At 70.1% G+C, this 15,861-nt stretch carries 13 protein-coding genes and 2 tRNA genes; 11 read left to right on the top strand and 4 right to left on the bottom strand.

All coding sequences use genetic code 11. The features are described 5' to 3' along the window. Both STRTU_RS11610 and STRTU_RS11605 read left to right on the top strand, forming a co-directional pair. Complete coding sequence (locus tag STRTU_RS11610; RefSeq protein WP_159743470.1) at nucleotides 1-684, top strand: AIM24 family protein; 684 nt, start codon at nucleotides 1-3, stop codon at nucleotides 682-684. 19 nt (nucleotides 685-703) lie between these two features. Next, on the top strand, nucleotides 704-1,462 hold the full coding sequence (locus tag STRTU_RS11605; protein ID WP_159743469.1) for an AIM24 family protein: 759 nt from the start codon (nucleotides 704-706) through the stop codon (nucleotides 1,460-1,462). Nucleotides 1,463-1,542: 80 nt separating this feature from the next. Here STRTU_RS11605 and STRTU_RS11600 read toward each other — a convergent pair whose 3' ends face one another. Together STRTU_RS11600 and STRTU_RS11595 are read right to left on the bottom strand one after the other, a co-directional pair. Beyond that, nucleotides 1,543-2,073, bottom strand: a complete 531-nt coding sequence (locus STRTU_RS11600; protein WP_159743468.1) for an NUDIX hydrolase — start codon at nucleotides 2,071-2,073, stop codon at nucleotides 1,543-1,545. Next, the gene (locus STRTU_RS11595; protein WP_159743467.1) at nucleotides 2,070-3,533 is read right to left on the bottom strand and encodes a zinc-dependent metalloprotease; all 1,464 of its coding nucleotides are present in this window, start codon (nucleotides 3,531-3,533) and stop codon (nucleotides 2,070-2,072) included. The genes STRTU_RS11600 and STRTU_RS11595 overlap by 4 nt, the downstream gene beginning before the upstream one ends. Before the next feature lie 192 nt (nucleotides 3,534-3,725). Between STRTU_RS11595 and STRTU_RS11590 the strand changes: the two genes are divergently transcribed. The 4 genes from STRTU_RS11590 (at nucleotide 3,726) to STRTU_RS11575 (ending at nucleotide 7,128) form a co-directional block, all read left to right on the top strand. Continuing rightward, nucleotides 3,726-4,877, top strand: coding sequence for an SDR family oxidoreductase (locus STRTU_RS11590; protein WP_159743466.1), 1,152 nt, complete (start codon nucleotides 3,726-3,728; stop codon nucleotides 4,875-4,877). A 103-nt stretch (nucleotides 4,878-4,980) separates the two neighbouring features. Continuing rightward, a complete protein-coding gene (locus STRTU_RS11585; protein ID WP_159743465.1) occupies nucleotides 4,981-5,460 on the top strand; it encodes a molybdenum cofactor biosynthesis protein MoaE in 480 nt (159 codons plus the stop codon). 276 nt (nucleotides 5,461-5,736) lie between these two features. Next, nucleotides 5,737-5,919 carry a hypothetical protein gene (locus tag STRTU_RS11580; RefSeq protein ID WP_159743464.1) on the top strand — a complete coding sequence of 61 codons (183 nt, stop codon included), beginning with the start codon at nucleotides 5,737-5,739 and terminating at the stop codon, nucleotides 5,917-5,919. A gap of 126 nt (nucleotides 5,920-6,045) precedes the next feature. Next, complete coding sequence (locus STRTU_RS11575; protein WP_159743463.1) at nucleotides 6,046-7,128, top strand: YlbL family protein; 1,083 nt, start codon at nucleotides 6,046-6,048, stop codon at nucleotides 7,126-7,128. Between the two features lie 102 nt (nucleotides 7,129-7,230). Here STRTU_RS11575 and STRTU_RS11570 read toward each other — a convergent pair whose 3' ends face one another. Then, on the bottom strand, nucleotides 7,231-7,785 hold the full coding sequence (locus STRTU_RS11570) for a PPA1309 family protein (protein WP_085922804.1): 555 nt from the start codon (nucleotides 7,783-7,785) through the stop codon (nucleotides 7,231-7,233). 214 nt (nucleotides 7,786-7,999) lie between these two features. Between STRTU_RS11570 and STRTU_RS11565 the strand changes: the two genes are divergently transcribed. The 4 genes from STRTU_RS11565 (at nucleotide 8,000) to STRTU_RS11550 (ending at nucleotide 13,239) form a co-directional block, all read left to right on the top strand. Beyond that, nucleotides 8,000-10,807 carry a UPF0182 family membrane protein gene (locus STRTU_RS11565; protein ID WP_159743462.1) on the top strand — a complete coding sequence of 936 codons (2,808 nt, stop codon included), beginning with the start codon at nucleotides 8,000-8,002 and terminating at the stop codon, nucleotides 10,805-10,807. 110 nt (nucleotides 10,808-10,917) lie between these two features. After that, nucleotides 10,918-10,991, top strand: a tRNA-Met gene (locus STRTU_RS11560). 207 nt (nucleotides 10,992-11,198) lie between these two features. Continuing rightward, nucleotides 11,199-13,049: a tetratricopeptide repeat protein gene (locus STRTU_RS11555; protein WP_174878846.1), complete on the top strand. Its 1,851-nt coding sequence runs from the start codon at nucleotides 11,199-11,201 to the stop codon at nucleotides 13,047-13,049. 116 nt (nucleotides 13,050-13,165) lie between these two features. Continuing rightward, nucleotides 13,166-13,239: transfer RNA gene (locus tag STRTU_RS11550), tRNA-Met, on the top strand. Between the two features lie 394 nt (nucleotides 13,240-13,633). Here STRTU_RS11550 and STRTU_RS11545 read toward each other — a convergent pair. Beyond that, nucleotides 13,634-14,053 (bottom strand): Fur family transcriptional regulator, encoded by a 420-nt coding sequence (locus tag STRTU_RS11545; RefSeq protein WP_159743461.1) that lies wholly within the window; start codon nucleotides 14,051-14,053, stop codon nucleotides 13,634-13,636. Between the two features lie 160 nt (nucleotides 14,054-14,213). Here STRTU_RS11545 and STRTU_RS11540 point away from each other — a divergent pair, with 160 nt between their 5' ends. Next, nucleotides 14,214-15,677: a catalase gene (locus STRTU_RS11540; protein ID WP_159743460.1), complete on the top strand. Its 1,464-nt coding sequence runs from the start codon at nucleotides 14,214-14,216 to the stop codon at nucleotides 15,675-15,677. Nucleotides 15,678-15,861: the final 184 nt, after the last annotated feature.

The raw sequence follows: 15,861 nt of genomic DNA, 5'->3' as shown, positions 1-15,861 counted from the left end.
ATGAACCAGCAGCAGCTGTCGGGCTACGTCCCGACCCCGCCCGCCGCCCGTATGGAGAACCACGGCAACGCCATGGTGAAGATCGCCATGCAGAGCGGCCAGGACGTCTTCGCACGCACCGGCTCGATGGTCGCCTACGAAGGCTTCATCCAGTACGAGCCGAACCCGCCCGCCGTCCGCCAGATGGCCTCCCAGTGGCTCACCGGCGAAGGCGCGCCCCTGATGAAGTGCTCCGGCGACGGTCTGCTCTACCTCGCCGACTACGGTGCCGACGTCGTCTGCATCAACCTCGACGGCGACTCGCTCTCCGTCAACGGCACCAACCTCCTCGCCCTCGACGCGCAGCTCCAGTGGGGCGTACAGCGCGTCAAGGGCATGGCGAAGTTCGCCGGCCAGGGACTCTTCAACGTCCAGATCTCGGGCACCGGCTGGGTCGCCCTGACCTCCCGGGGCACGCCCATCGTCGTCGACTGCGGCCGCGGCGAGGACGAGACCTATGTGGACCCGGACGCCCTGGTCGCCTGGTCGACCCATCTGAAGATGAAGGGCAAGCGCAGCTTCAAGGCGTCCTCGATGATCGGACGCGGCAGCGGCGAGGCATACCAACTGGGCTTCTCCGGCGAGGGGTTCGTCGTCGTCCAGCCCAGTGAGGACAGCACCGACCGGCTCCGGGCCCGGGGCTGAGGGGGAGGACGAACACGCCATGCAGAGTCCGCTTTTCGCCTTCACCGAGGCACAGACCCAGGACCCCTACGCCCTGCAGAACAGCCAGCTGCTGCGCGTCGCCCTCCAGGGCCACGAGGATCTCCTAGCCCGTAAGGGCACGATGGTCGCCTATCAGGGGCTGCTCGAATTCGACGCCAACTACCAGACGCCGGGCCAGCACCGGACCCGCGCGTACTCCGGTGAGGGCCTCGACCTGATGCGCGTCTCCGGGCAGGGCACGGTCTATCTGGCCAACCTCGCCCAGTACGTCCATGTCGTCGATGTCGACCACGACGGCCTGACCGTCGACAGCAGCTATGTCCTGGCGCTGGACTCCGGCCTCCACTGGGAGGTCGTCTCCGTCGACAGCCAGTACGGCATCTCCGGCACCGGTAAGTACCAGCTCAACATCTCCGGACGGGGCAAGGTCGCCCTGATGACCTCCGGCCAGCCGCTGATGCTGCCGGTCACGCCCGACAAGTACGTCAACGCCGACGCCGACGCGGTAGTCGCCTGGTCCGCTTCGCTGCGCGTCCAGATGCAGGCACAGACGCACTCCTCGGGAGTCTTCCGCCGACGCGGCAACACCGGCGAGGGCTGGGAGCTGAGCTTCCTCGGCCAGGGCTACGCACTGGTCCAGCCCAGCGAGCTGCTGCCGCCGCAGAACGCCGTCATCGGCTCCGGAGTGGCCGCCCAGTTCGGCATGGGCCAGCAGGGCGCCCGGGGACACAACCAGGGCAACATCTTCACCAACTGAGCCCACCGGCCGACCGCTGACGCACTTCCGGCGCCCGCCCCCGGGAAGGGACGGGCGCCGGACGGCATCGCCGCTGCTGTCTAGAGCAGCGCGCGGGTGCGCTCCACCAAGCGCACCACCGAGTCATCGGCGACTCCGGGCACCTCGTCGTACGCGAACCACCGCAGGTCCAGCGACTCGTCGCTGATCTCCGCCACCGCGCCCGCGGGCGCCAGCGCCGCGTACTGCACGTCCAAATGCCAGGCGCAGGGCGTGTGATGACGATCCAGCCGCACCGGGCCGCCGGGCAGCAGCGTCAGCCCCTGGGCGATCCCGGACTCCTCACGCGCCTCACGCAGCGCCGCATCGGCCAGCGAGGTGTCCTCCGGCTCGCAGTGGCCGCCCATCTGCAGCCACATCTTCAGCTTGCGGTGCAGGGTGAGCAGCACCCGCCCGCCGGCCGGATCGATCACCAGCGCACTGGCCGTGAGGTGCCCGTCCTTGCACGGCTTCCACATGCCGTCCTGATGGGCGGCGAGATGATCCAGGTACGCCAGCCGCAGCTGCTCCTGTTCGGGGGACGGCGCGGGCCACTCCTTGAGCACCCGCGCCGCGTCCTCGTGCAGACTCACCTGTCGCCGTCACCCTTGCTCTCGCCGGAGGTCCCCTCCGGGCCGTCGCCCTCCCGGGCGGGCTTGTCCAGATCCGGCTTGCCGCCGCTCGCGGCCTCGCCGAGCATCTTGTCGAGCTCGGAGAAGTCCGCCTGCTCGTGGTGCACGAACCCGTCCGGATCGTCCAGGTCGGCGGCCGTCGGCAGCATGTCCGGGTGCTCCCACAGACCGTCGCGGCCCTCCAGGCCCCGCGCGTCCGTCAGCGAAGCCCACAGCCGCGAGGCGTCCCGCAGCCGCCGCGGCCGCAGCTGCAGACCGATCAGCGTGGAGAACGTCTGCTCGGCGGGGCCACCGCTCGCCCGGCGCCGCCGCAGCGTCTCCCGGAGCTTGTCCGACGACGGCAGATGCGGCTTGGCGGCGGCGTGCACCACCGCGTCCACCCAGCCCTCGACAAGCGCCAGCGCGGTCTCCAGACGGGCCAGCGCCGCCTTCTGCTCCGGGGTGTCCTCGGGCTGGAACATGCCCTGCTGAAGGGCGTTCTGCAGCTCCTCGGGATGCTGCGGATCGATCTGGCCGACCACATCCTCCAGCTTGGTCGTGTCGACCTTGATGCCGCGCGCATAGCCCTCGACGGCACCGAACAGATGCGAGCGCAGCCACGGCACATGCGCGAAGAGCCGCTGGTGGGCGGCCTCACGCAGGGCCAGATACAGCCGCACCTCCTCCTCCGGGACGCCCAGGCCCTCGCCGAACGTGGCGATGTTCCCCGGCAGCAGCGCGGCCTTGCCCGCCGGGCCGAGCGGCAGCCCGATGTCCGTCGAACCGACGACCTCACCGGCCAGTACGCCCAGCGCCTGGCCGATCTGGGTGCCGAACATCGCGCCGCCCATGGAACGCATCATCCCGAGCAGCGGGCCCGCCATGGCCTGCATCTCCCCGGGCAGCACATCGCCCATGGCCGCCCCGACGCGCTCGGCGAGCGGATTGACCAGGTCCTTCCACACCGGGAGGGTCTCCTCGACCCACTCCGCCCGGCTCCAGGCCACCACCGAGCCGGAACCCGACGGCAGCGACGTCACACCGTCCAGCCACAGATCCGCCAGCCGCACGGCCTCCTCGACCGCACTGCGCTCACCCGGCGAGAGGCTCGCGTCCTTGCTGCCGTCCTCGGCGCCCTGCGCGACGGTCTGCCGCGCGATGTCCTTGGCCATGTCCCAGTTCACCGGGCCGCCCTCGTAGGAGAGCATCTGGCCGAGCTTCTGGAACGCGGCTCCCAGGTCGCCAGGGTTCATTTCGCCGCCGGGGCCGCCCATGCCGCCGAAGAGCGCCGCGAACGGATTGTCCACGCCGCCGCTCCCGCCGCCGAACCCGAAGGGGTCCGCGGGGCCCTGGCTACCTCCCTGGCCGCCCTTCTTCTTGCCGTTGTCGCCGTCCTCCGGCTCCTCCGGCGGAAGGCCGAATCCAAATGGGGTGTCACTCACGGGTTTCCTCGGCTCGTAGGGCCGCCGACCAGGTGGCCGACGGCGGCTGCCCGACATCACCTCCAGCGTAGACACCCGGACCGCTTCGGGGCTCGGTGCTTCGCTGTCCCGGTGGCTGCGGCAGGATGGACGCCACCTGGTGCGTACGCATGACCACACGTACGCACTGAAGACAACCGCTGGAGACGCCCGGTGAGTTCCCCAGATCCGACCGTTCGCGCAGCGCGAAACGCTGCGGCCCAGACCGAGAAGGCAGGCAACACCGCAGACGGCAGCACGGACCGGCCGCTGCGCCGGCCCGTTGTCGCCGTCACCGGAGCCGCGTCCGGAGTCGGGGCGCTGCTCACCCGCGCCCTGGTCGCCTCCGACGAGGTCAAGGAGGTGGTGGCCATCGACGAGCGGCGCGGCGACGTCGCCGAGGCACACTGGCACGTCCTCGACGTCCGGGACCCCGCCATCGCCGACAAGCTGCGCGGCGCGGACGTCGTCGTCCACCTGGCGCTCGACCTCGATCTGGAGAGCGACGACGCGGCACGCACCGCCTACAACGTGCGCGGCACCCAGACCGTGCTCACCGCCGCCGCGGCCGCCGGGGTCCACCGGGTGGTGCTGTGCACCTCCGCCATGGTGTACGGGGCGCTGCCCGACAACGATGTGCCGTTGGCCGAGGACGCCGAGCTGCGCGCCACCGCTGATGCCACCGGTGTCGGCGACCTGCTGGAGATCGAGCACCTGGCGCACCGCGCGCCCCGTGCCCACCCGGGCCTCAATGTCACCGTGCTGCGCCCCGCGGTCCTGGTGGGCGGCACCGACACCGCGCTGACCCGCTACTTCGAGTCGCCCCGCCTCCTGGTCGTCGCCGGGTCCCGCCCCGCCTGGCAGTTCTGCCATGTCGAGGACCTGGTCAGCGCCCTGGAGTACGCCGCGCTGGAGAAGGTCGACGGCGAACTGGCGGTGGGCTGCGACGGCTGGCTGGAGCAGGAGGAGGTCGAGGAGCTGTCCGGGATCCGGCGGATGGAACTGCCGTCCTCGGTGGCCCTGGGCGCCGCGGCCCGGCTGCACCGGATCGGCCTGACGCCGTCGCCCGCCGGGGACCTCGCGTACACGATGCACCCTTGGGTGGTCAGCGGCAGCCGGCTGCACGATGCGGGCTGGCGGCCCCAGTGGACGAACGAGGAGGTGCTGGCCGAGCTCCTGGAGGAGGTCGCCGGACGGCACACCGTCGCCGGCCGCCGGCTCGGCCGCAAGGACGCCACCGCCGCAGGGGCCGCCGGTGCCACCGTCGCCCTCCTGGGCACCGCCGCCCTGGTGCGGCGCGCCCGTAAGGCCCGCCGCCGCATCTGAGCCGCACCGGGCCCGCCGGGCTGGAGGACTCTCCATACGGCGGCCCGGACCACCGGCGGAAACGGCCATTCCCGCGGCGTCCCCGGTACGGCACGATGGGGGTATGTCTGGCACGCCCTCCCCTTCGTCCCCCGGCCGCGACCACCCCGGTGAGCGGGCCGCGGCCGACCCGGTCCGGCTCCTGGAGATCCGCGACACCCCGCTGTCCGTGGACGAGGTGTTCGCGGCCGTGGGTGACACGGCGGCCGGCGGCACGGCCCTGTTCGTCGGCACGGTCCGCTCGCACGACAACGGCGCCGACGTCGAGGGCCTGGGCTACTCCGCGCATCCGACGGCCGAGGCGGAGATGCGCCGGATCGCCGAGAAGGTGATCGCCGACTTCCCCGTCCGGGCGCTGGCCGCCGTCCACCGGGTGGGCGATCTGCGCATCGGTGATCTTGCCGTGGTCGTCGCGGTGTCCTGCCCGCACCGGGGCGAGGCGTTCGAGGCCTGCCGCAAACTGATCGACGACCTCAAGCACGAGGTGCCGATCTGGAAGCACCAGACGTTTTCCGACGGGACCGAGGAATGGGTCGGGGCGTGATCCCGTTTTCCGGGCGCGGGAGTAACCCCGTTTTCCGGACGCGGAATTAGCCCTGTTTCCGGGTGCGTAATTGCCGGATCTCCGGGCAGACGACAGCACAGACGGGGGCGGGGCGGTAGGCCTGGGGTCATGGGACGGTGACCTCCGAACGTGAGGCCGAACCGGTGCCATATGTTCCGGTTGCGTAACCCGCCCCCTGGCATGAGCGTTGACCGAGCAGATGGTTAATCTGCTTATTCGTCGATCGCGGTCGTACAAGGGGTTGGGAGGTCGCTGATGGGTGCGCTCCTCTGGTTGCTGATTCCGGTCGGCGCCGGGCTGGTTGCCGCGGTGTGGAGCAGCTGGGCCCTACGGAATCGCAAGACCGGGGATGTGGCGGAACTCGCGGGCTATGCCCGGTTCCGGGATGCCATGGAGAAGGAGCATGCCGTGTCCGAGCCCGCCTCGGACCCGGTCTGACCTTCGCCGTTCGGATGTGAAAGCAGGCGCCGCCCTCCGGGTCGGCGCCTGTCCGCTGCCGGGTGCCCGGCCTCGTACGGACGGCCCCGCGGGCCGGTTGTCATACCCGTCCCGTACTGTCGTTCCATGCCACGCCGCACCGCGACGCTGCTCGCTTCGATCCTGATGTTGATCGCGCTGCTCTGCGCAGGGGTGCTCATCCCCGTGCCGTACTCCGAGATGTCTCCGGGGCCGACGGTCAACACTCTTGGTGACCACGACGGCGAGCCGGTGCTGCAGATCTCCCGGCACAAGACGTACCCGACCACCGGTCACCTCAACATGACCACGGTCCGGGTCACCGGCCCCGACTACCGGATGAACCTCTTCGAGGCGGTCTACGGCTGGCTCGACCACGACAACGCCGTGGTGCCGCACAAGACCCTCTACCCCGAGGGACAGACGGCCGAGCAGGCCGACCAGGAGAACGCCGAGGAGTTCAGCCAGTCCCAGGAGACCGCCAAGGCTGCCGCCCTCCGGCAACTGCACCTCCCGGTCGCCGCCCAGACCGTCGTCGGCTCCGTCGTCAAGGACAAGCCCGCCGACGGCCGGCTGCACGCGGGCGATGTGATCAAGGCCGTGGACGGCACGGCGGTCAAGCAGGCCGGCGATGTCGCCAAGCTCGTCACCCGGCACAAGCCGGGCGAGAAGGTCGTCTTCACGATCATCCCCGCCAAGGACGCCGCCGCGGCGGAGAAGCAGGGCAAGAAGCCAGTGACCGGCGCGAAGCAGATCACGCTCAGCACGCAGAAGGCGGACGACGGCCGCGCCATCGTGGGCATCCAGGCCCAGGTGGACCACACCTTCCCGTTCCCCATCGACGTCAAGCTGGCCGATGTCGGCGGCCCGAGCGCCGGGCTGATGTTCGCGCTGGGCATCGTCGACAAGCTCACGCCCGGGGACATGACGGGCGGCAAGTTCGTGGCCGGTACGGGCACCATCGACGACAAGGGCAAGGTCGGCCCGATCGGCGGCATCTCGATGAAGACGGTCGGTGCGCGCGACAAGGGCGCGGAGTACTTCCTGACCCCCAAGGCGAACTGCGCCACGGCGGCCAAGGACACCCCCAAGGGCCTCACCCTGGTCAAGGTCGGCACCATAGGCGACGCCGTCAAGGCGCTGGAGAAGATCCGCAAGGGCGACACCGCCGGCCTGCCGAGCTGCGGCTAGACAGGCCGGTCCGGACGCCCCGGGCCCCGGGTGGCCGGACGCGCGCGCCCGGCCCCGGGAGGGGCTGTTCCGGGCGCCGGAAGAGGGCCCGGAACGCCGCGCTCAGGCCTCGAAGGTCGCGGCCAGCGCTTCCGCGAGACCCGGCACCAGCGCCGAGCCGGTGAGGACCTCGGACGTGGAGTCCTTCTCGCGCAGCCGCAGCGCCGACTCACGGCGTCCGTCCCGCAGCACGGCCACCGTCATCCGGACCTCCTGGCGGTCCGGGTGCTTGGCGACCCACTTGGCGAGCTGCGCCTCGTCCATGCCCGCGGGCTCGGAGTCCTCGGCGGACGGCGGCAGCATCAGCCGCTCCACGGTCAGCGCACAGCCGGTGACGGCATCCGGCCAGGCGATGGTGGCCAGGAACTCGTCAAGCGGGACGCCCGCCGGGATCTCGTCCTGCTCCACGGGGGTCAGGGACGTGGTGGTGGAGTCGTCGATGCCGAGCTGGGCGGCGAGCGAGGGCTCCTGCGCACGCAGCTTGGCGGTGTCGACGAGGGCGAACAGTCGGGCCGGCTGATCCCAGCCGAGCCCGGCGCTGTACTCGTCGATTTCGAGCACCGCGCGGGTCAGGGGGTCGGCGGCGAGCGGGGTGCCGTCAACGGGGAGGTTGGTCATGCTCAACATCGTGCCTTGTGTACCCCGGAAAGCGGGAACTGAGTAAAGCCTTCGTAAGTTGCATCGGTGGGTCCTACTATCGCCGGGCCTGCTCCACACGACAGCGAACTTCGAGGTGCGCACCTTGGCTTTCCAGATGCCGGACCGCGGCGGAGGCCCGACAGGGCCACGGATCAGAGTCGGCCGACCATCGCGGCGGATCCGGACCCTGCTCATGACATTGGGTGTGCTGGCCGTCCTGGCCATGCTCTTCGTGATGTTTGCAGGGTTTTGGACGGATTGGCTCTGGTATCGATCGGTCAAGTACTCCTCGGTCTTCACGACCACCCTGTGGACCAAGATCGGTCTGTTCCTCTCCTTCGGCGTGGTGATGGCCGTGGCCGTCGGCGTCAACATCTGGCTGGCGCACCGGCTGCGGCCGCCGCTGAGCGCGATGTCCATGGAGCAGCAGAGCCTGGACCGCTACCGGATGAGCATCGCGCCGTTCAAGAGGTGGGCGCTGATCGCGATCACCGCGGTGATCGGGCTGATCGCCGGTGCCTCCGCCTCCGGCGAGTGGCGCACCTGGCTGCAGTGGGTCAACGGCGTCCCGTTCGGCACGAAGGACCCGCAGTTCGGGATGGACGTGGCGTTCTACGCCTTCGATCTGCCCTGGTACCGCTTCCTGTTGAGCTTCGGCTTCGCCTGCGCGGTGCTGTGTCTGGTCGCCGCGGCGCTGACGCACTACCTGTACGGCGGGCTGCGGCTGACCAGCCCCGGCTCGCGGGCGACGGCGGCGGCGACCGGCCATCTGTCGGTGCTGCTGGGCATCTTCGTCTCGCTCAAGGCGATCGCGTACTGGCTCGACCGGTACGGCCTCGCGGTCAAGTCCAGCGGCCTGAAGTCGGCCGACAACTGGACCGGCCTGCGGTATGTCGACGCCAACGCCTACCTCCCGGCGAAGACCATCCTGTTCTTCATCGCGGCGATCTGCGCGGTGCTGTTCTTCGCCACCCTCTGGCGGCGGACCTGGCAGCTGCCGGTGATCGGCTTCGGCCTGATGGTGCTCTCGGCGCTGCTGATCGGCGGGCTCTATCCGGCGATCGTGCAGAAGTTCCAGGTCCAGCCGAACGAGCAGGCCAAGGAAGCGCCGTACATCAAGCAGAACATCAAGGCGACCCGGGACGCGTACGACATCCAGGACTCCGAGGTCACGCCGTACAAGGGCGACTACCAGCCCACCGGCAAGGCGGACAGCCAGCGGCTGCGCGACAACGCCGACAGCACGGCCAGCATGCGGCTGCTCGACCCGAACGTGGTCTCCCCGGCCTTCCAGCAACAGCAGCAGGTGAGGGGCTACTACCAGTTCCCCTCCACCCTGGACGTCGACCGCTACAAGGACAAGGACGGTGCCGAGCAGGACACCGTCATCGGTCTGCGTGAGCTGAACATCGCCGGTATCCCGGAGCGGAACTGGATCAACGACCACTTCAAGTACACCCACGGCTACGGTGCGGTCGCAGCCAAGGGGACGGAGGCCACCGACGGCGGCGGTCCGAAGTACACGGAGTCGGATCTGCCGGCCAAGGGGCAGCTGGGCACGTACCAGCAGCGCGTCTACTACGGCGAGAAGACCTCGCAGTACTCGATCGTCGGCGGTCCGCAGAAGGAGCTGGACTACTCCGACGACAGCGGCGAGAAGAGCTACAGCTACCAGGGCAAGAGCGGCGTCAACCTGGCGAACCCGGTCAACCGCGCCGCGTACGCGGTGGCGTTCGGGGAGCCGCAGATCCTCTACTCCGGCGCGATCGGCGACGGTTCGAGGATCCTGTACAACCGCACGCCCAAGGAGCGCGTCGAATCCGTCGCCCCTTGGCTGACCATCGACGGCGACGCCTACCCGGCGGTCATCGACGGCCGGATCAAGTGGATCGTGGACGCCTACACCACCAGCAACGGCTACCCCTACGCCTCGCGCACCACGCTGGGGGACAGCACGGCCGATTCGCTCACGGACGGCCAGCGGGCGGTGGTGGCCCAGCAGAACCAGGTCAACTACATCCGTAACTCCGTCAAGGCGACCGTGGACGCCTACGACGGTTCGGTCAAGCTCTACCAGTGGGACGAGAAGGACCCGGTCCTCAAGACCTGGATGAAGGCGTTCCCCGACACGGTCGAGAAGAAGAGCGCGATAAGCCCGGCGCTCAAGGAGCATCTGCGCTACCCGCAGGACCTCTTCAAGGTGCAGCGCCAGCTGCTGACCACGTACCACGTCACGGACCCCGGCACCTTCTACACCGGCTCCGAGCGCTGGCAGATCCCGAACGACCCGACGACCAAGTCGGGCAACGCGGTTCCGCCGTACTACCTGAGCATGAAGATGCCGGACCAGAAGAACCGCGCGTTCTCGCTGACGACGACCTTCACGCCCAACAAGCGCGACAACCTCGGTGCGTTCATGGCCGTCGACGCCAACGCGACCAGCGGCGACTACGGCAGGATCAGACTGCTGAAGCTGCCGTCGGAGACACCGGTGCCCGGCCCGCAGCTGGTGCAGTCGAAGTTCAACTCCGATCCGGTGATCGCCAATGAGCTCAACATCCTCAAGAAGTTCGGCGACTCGGAGATCGAGTACGGCAATCTGCTGACCGTGCCACTGGACGGCGGACTGCTCTATGTCGAACCGGTGTATCTGCGCGGCGCCAACACGAACTACCCGCTTCTGAAGAAGGTGTTGGTCAGCTACGGCGACAACAAGCCCGTGCTGGAGGACTCCCTCAAGGACGCGCTGGATGTGGTCTTCGGCAAGAAGGCGCCCAGTACGGGCACGGAGCAGCCGCCGGGCGGCGGCGACACCGCCGAGCCGCCGTCCGACCAGACGGTGCAGGAGGCCCTTGCCGACGCGCAGAAGGCCTATGAGGAGGGCGAGAAGGCGCGCGCCGGGGGCGACTGGGCCGGTTACGGCGAGGCCCAGAAGAAGCTGAAGGCGGCGCTGGACCGGGCGGCGAAGTCGTCCGAGAAGGGCGGCAAGCCGGGCAGCTGAGCCGGCCGGCCGTATTTCCTGGCCCTGTGGCCGCCGGTGCGAACCGGTGGCCACAGGGCCGCGTCGGTGCGGGGGCCGTTCGCCGCCGTGATACCTTGTGGACACAACGGCGCGGGGTGGAGCAGCTCGGTAGCTCGCTGGGCTCATAACCCAGAGGTCGCAGGTTCAAATCCTGTCCCCGCTACTGAAAGACGAAGGCCCGGATCCTCAAGGATCCGGGCCTTCGTCGTGTGTTCAGGTCGATTCCGGCAAAGGCCGGGTCGTACGGCCCATGTGGGGAAGGTGTGTGCTTGAGTTTGGCAAGTCGTCGTGTCGGGAAGTCGACAAACCGCTGAAGTGACCTCACTGGCTGCGGTATACCAGGTGTACGCGGGTTACAGGTGATGCGACGATGGGTCTTATGGGGGACAAGGCAAGGTTGTTGGAGACGGACCGGTTTGTGCATGCGCCCGACGACGGGCGCGAATCCGAGCTGCAGATGGACGCGATGGAGGCGGCCGAGGCCGCCGAGGCGTCCGACGCCGTGACCGAGTCCGGCCACCGCCGGGCCGCCGAGGCGGGCGACACCGCCGCGATGAGCGCGCTCGGCGCCATGCTGCTGCGCCGCGGCGACCTCGACGGCGCCGAGGCGTATCTGCGGTCCGCGGCCGCCGCCGGTGACCGCGCCGCGGCCAACAACCTGGGCGTTCTGCTGCACCAGCGGGGCTACGGGGACGAGGCGGCCGGCTGGTGGCGGATCGCCGCCGTGGCCGGTTCCGCCGCCGCCGCGCACGCCCTCGGGCGCCACTACCGCGAGCGCGGCGACGAGCCGGCCGCCGAGTACTGGCTGCGCCAGTCCGCCGAGTCCGGCCACTGCCTGGGCGCCTACGCCCTCGCCGACCTCCTGGAGCACCGCGGGGACATCGGCGCCGAGCGCTGGTTCCGTACGGCCGCCGAGCGGGGCCACCGCGAGGCCGCGTACCGCCTGGCCCGGCTCATCGAGGACGGGCGCGACGCGGACCACCGCGCGGTCCCGGCCTACGGGGAGCTGAACCAGCAGGAGGAGGCCGAGCAGTGGTACCGGCAGGCCGCCGCGCGGGGCCACCGCCGGGCCGCGCTGCAGCTGGGCGCGCTGCTGGAGGAGCGCGGTGACGTCCAGGAGGCGGGCCGCTGGTACCTCTCCGCCGCCAAGGACGGGGAGCCGCGCGCCGCCTGTGCGCTGGGCTTCCTGCTGCGTGACGCGGGGGACGAGGAGAGCGCGGCGGAATGGTGGCGGCGCGCCGCCCAGGACGGCGATGGCAACGCTGCCAATGCGCTCGGTGCGCTGCACGCCGACCGCGGTGAGCTGCAGACCGCCGAGCGCTGGTACCGCGCCGCACTGGACGCCGGGGATGTCAACGGCGCCTACAACATCGGGCTGCTGTGCGCCGCGCAGGGCCGGGAGGGGCGCGGCGAGCAGTGGTACCGCCGGGCCGCCTACGCCGGGCACCGGGAGGCCGCCAACGCGCTGGCCATCCTGCTGCTGCAGCGCGGCGACGCCTCGGGGGCCGAGCCGTGGTTCTCCAAGGCGGCCGAGGCGGGCAGTGTGGACGCCGCGTTCAACCTCGGCATTCTCTTCGCCGGGAGGGGCGCGGAGCGGATGGCGCGCACCTGGTACGAGCGGGCGGCCGCGGCCGGGCACACCGAGGCGGCGCTGCAGGTCGCCATCGTGCAGCTGCGGGACGGTGAGCTGCGGGACGCGGAGCGGAATCTGCGCTGTGCGGCCGGTGGCGGCAGCGCCGAGGCGGCCTTCCGGCTCGCCGACCTCCTTGACCGCCAGGCCTCGGCGGCAGGGGAGGGGCTGGCGGACGGTGAGCGCACGGCGGACGACGAGAGCGTGCAGTGGTACGAGCGAGCCGCGCGCCAGGGTCATCGCCGCGCCCAGGTCCGGGTTGGCATGTTCGCGGCGGCCCGCGGGGAGACCGTCGAGGCCGCCGAGTGGTACCGCGCGGCGGCCGAGGCGGGCAGCCGTAACGGCGCCTTCAACCTCGGGCTGCTGCTGGCCCGTGAGGGCAGCCTCCCGGAGGCCACCCTGTGGTGGCAGCGCGCCGCCGAGGCCGGGCACGGCCGGGCGGCCCTCCGGCTGGCGCTGCTCGCCGCCCGGCGCGGTGCGCTCACGGAGGCGCAGATCTGGTGTGCGCACGCCGTGGACATGGGGCCGCCGGAGGTGGCGGAGCGTGCGGCCCGGCTGCGTACGGCGCTCCAGGAGGAGCTCAGCGCGTAGCGGGCGGTAGCAGGCCGTCCGGACGCCCGGGGCCGGGCCCACAGGGCCGGGTCCCGGGCCTCGCGGAAGGGATTTGCGCTGGTCGTCGGGCCAGGGTTAAAGTATGGACACAACGACGCGGGGTGGAGCAGCTCGGTAGCTCGCTGGGCTCATAACCCAGAGGTCGCAGGTTCAAATCCTGTCCCCGCTACTGAAAGACGAAGGCCCGGATTCCTTGAGAATCCGGGCCTTCGTCGTGTTCATCTCCCGCCGTGTTCATCTCCGCAGTCGCCCAGCGGGAGAGCCGCCCCGCACACCGCCCGGCCGCCGCCCCGCCGGTGCGGACCGGTGGCCGGAAAGCGCCGCCCGCCGACGATGTGACGGGCCGTCATGTTCGGGCAGGGGTTGTGCGGGCATCGTTGTGCGGTGTGAAGGGGTGGGGCGTGGACGGGTGTGGTGTGCACCGGCGCGGTGCGGCGATGGCGCGCGTGGCGGGCGGGCCCGGCATGCGAAGGAGCCCGCGGCCGGGTGGGCGCGGGCTCGGTGGGGCGTACGGCGACATCCGGTGCGGAAGCGGCCCGGACGGGGGCCGGCTCCCCCTGGCGTCAGGACGCGGTGCTGCAGTGGGGGCAGATGCCCCGGTAGGTCACCGTGACCTCGGAGACCTGGAAGCCGTAGCGCTCCGGCTCGGGCAGGGCGGACAGCGGGTCGCCCTGGAGGTGGACATCGCGGATCGTGCCGCACTGCGAGCAGACGAGGTGCTGGTGGTCGTGGTGGGCGTTGGGGTCGTAGCGCTTGGCCCGGCCGTCGGTGCTCACTTCGAGCACCTCGCCGAGGGACACCAGCTCGCCCAGGGTGTTGTAGACCGTCGCGCGGGAGATCTCGGGGAGTCGGGCGGATGCCAGCGCATGCACTTCGTCGGCGGTGTAGTGGACGTGGTCCCCGTCGAGGACCTCGGCGACGACGCGTCGCTGCGCGGTCAGCCGCCAGCCGCGTCCCCGGAGCCGTTCAAGCAGGTCACTCATGCCATTCACCTATCAGTCAGATAGACCCAGGGTAGCAGTGGTGGATCCATCACCGGATCGTGTACGAGTTTCATATCCTTCTTGACTTAGACATTGTCCAATGTAGGATCGTGATCGGCGCAAGCCAAGGGCAGGCGTAGAAGACTTTCAGGAGGCGCACGTGTCGGTAGAGAGCATCACTGGACCGCTGACCACGGAGTCCGGGGCTCCGGTCGGGGACAACCAGAACAGCGAGACGGCCGGCATCGGCGGACCCGGTCTGATTCAGGACCAGCTCCTGATCGAGAAGCTCGCGCACTTCAACCGTGAGCGCATCCCGGAGCGCATCGTGCACGCCCGTGGCGCCGGTGCGTACGGCACCTTCACGGTGACCGCGGATGTGACCAAGTACACCCGCGCACACTTCCTTTCGGAGATCGGCAAGCAGACCGAGACGTTCCTGCGCTTCTCCACCGTCGCGGGCAGCCTCGGCTCGGCCGACGCGGTGCGGGACCCCCGCGGCTTCGCGCTGAAGTTCTACACCGAAGAGGGCAATTACGACCTCGTCGGCAACAACACCCCGGTGTTCTTCATCAAGGACGCCCTCAAGTTCCCCGACTTCATCCACACCCAGAAGCGCGACCCGTACACCGGCTCGCAGGAGGCGGACAACGTCTGGGACTTCTGGGGTCTGTCGCCCGAGTCCACCCACCAGGTCACCTGGCTGTTCGGCGACCGCGGCATCCCCGCGACGCTGCGCCACATGAACGGCTACGGCTCGCACACCTTCCAGTGGAACAACGAGGCCGGTGAGGTCTTCTGGGTCAAGTACCACTTCAAGACCGACCAGGGCATCAAGAACCTCACCCAGGACGAGGCCAACAAGCTCGCCGGTGAGGACCCGGACAGTCACCAGCGCGATCTGCGCGAGTCCATCGAGCGCGGTGACTTCCCGACCTGGACCGTCCAGGTGCAGATCATGCCCGCGGCGGATGCGGCCGGCTACCGCTTCAACCCGTTCGACCTGACCAAGGTCTGGCCGCACGAGGACTACCCGCCGATCGAGATCGGCAAGCTGGAACTCAACCGCAACCCGCAGAACATCTTCGCCGAGGTCGAGCAGTCGATCTTCTCCCCGCACCACTTCGTGCCGGGCATCGGCCCGTCCCCCGACAAGATGCTCCAGGGCCGTCTCTTCGCCTACGGCGACGCGCACCGCTACCGTGTCGGCATCAACGCCGACCACCTGCCGGTGAACCGCCCGCACGCCACCGAGGCGCGCAGCCACGGCCGCGACGGTGTGATGTACGACGGGCGGCACGCGGGCCAGAAGAACTACGAGCCCAACAGCTTCGGCGGCCCGGTCGAGACCGGCCGTCCGCTGTGGCAGCCGGCTACCGTCACCGGCCCCACCGGCGAGCATGTCGCGCCCTCGCACGCGGAGGACGACGACTTCGTCCAGGCCGGCAACCTCTACCGGCTGATGGCGGAGGACGAGAAGGAGCGCCTGATCAACAACCTGGCGGGCTTCATCTCCCAGGTCTCCCGCGATGACATCGCCCAGCGGGCGATCGAGAACTTCCGCAAGGCGGACGCGGACTACGGCAAGCGACTGGAAGCTGCGGTCCAGGCCCTGCGCGGCTGAGCGCGCGGCCCCTTTGCGGCTGAGCCTCCCCCAGCTACCGCTGGGAGGTGCCCCCAGCCGCTCTCGCGGAGGTGGTTGAGCTCCGTGGGGGTTGCGCAACTGTCGCTGCCGTATTGAGCGGAGAGGCCGGATGCCATGGGGCTCCGGCCTCTTCGTGCGGGCGGCTCCGGGGTGTCGCGCCCGG

It is taken from the genome of Streptomyces tubercidicus (assembly GCF_027497495.1).
Classification (GTDB): Bacteria; Actinomycetota; Actinomycetes; order Streptomycetales; family Streptomycetaceae; genus Streptomyces; species Streptomyces tubercidicus.
This window is presented reverse-complemented; position numbering and strand designations above follow the sequence as displayed.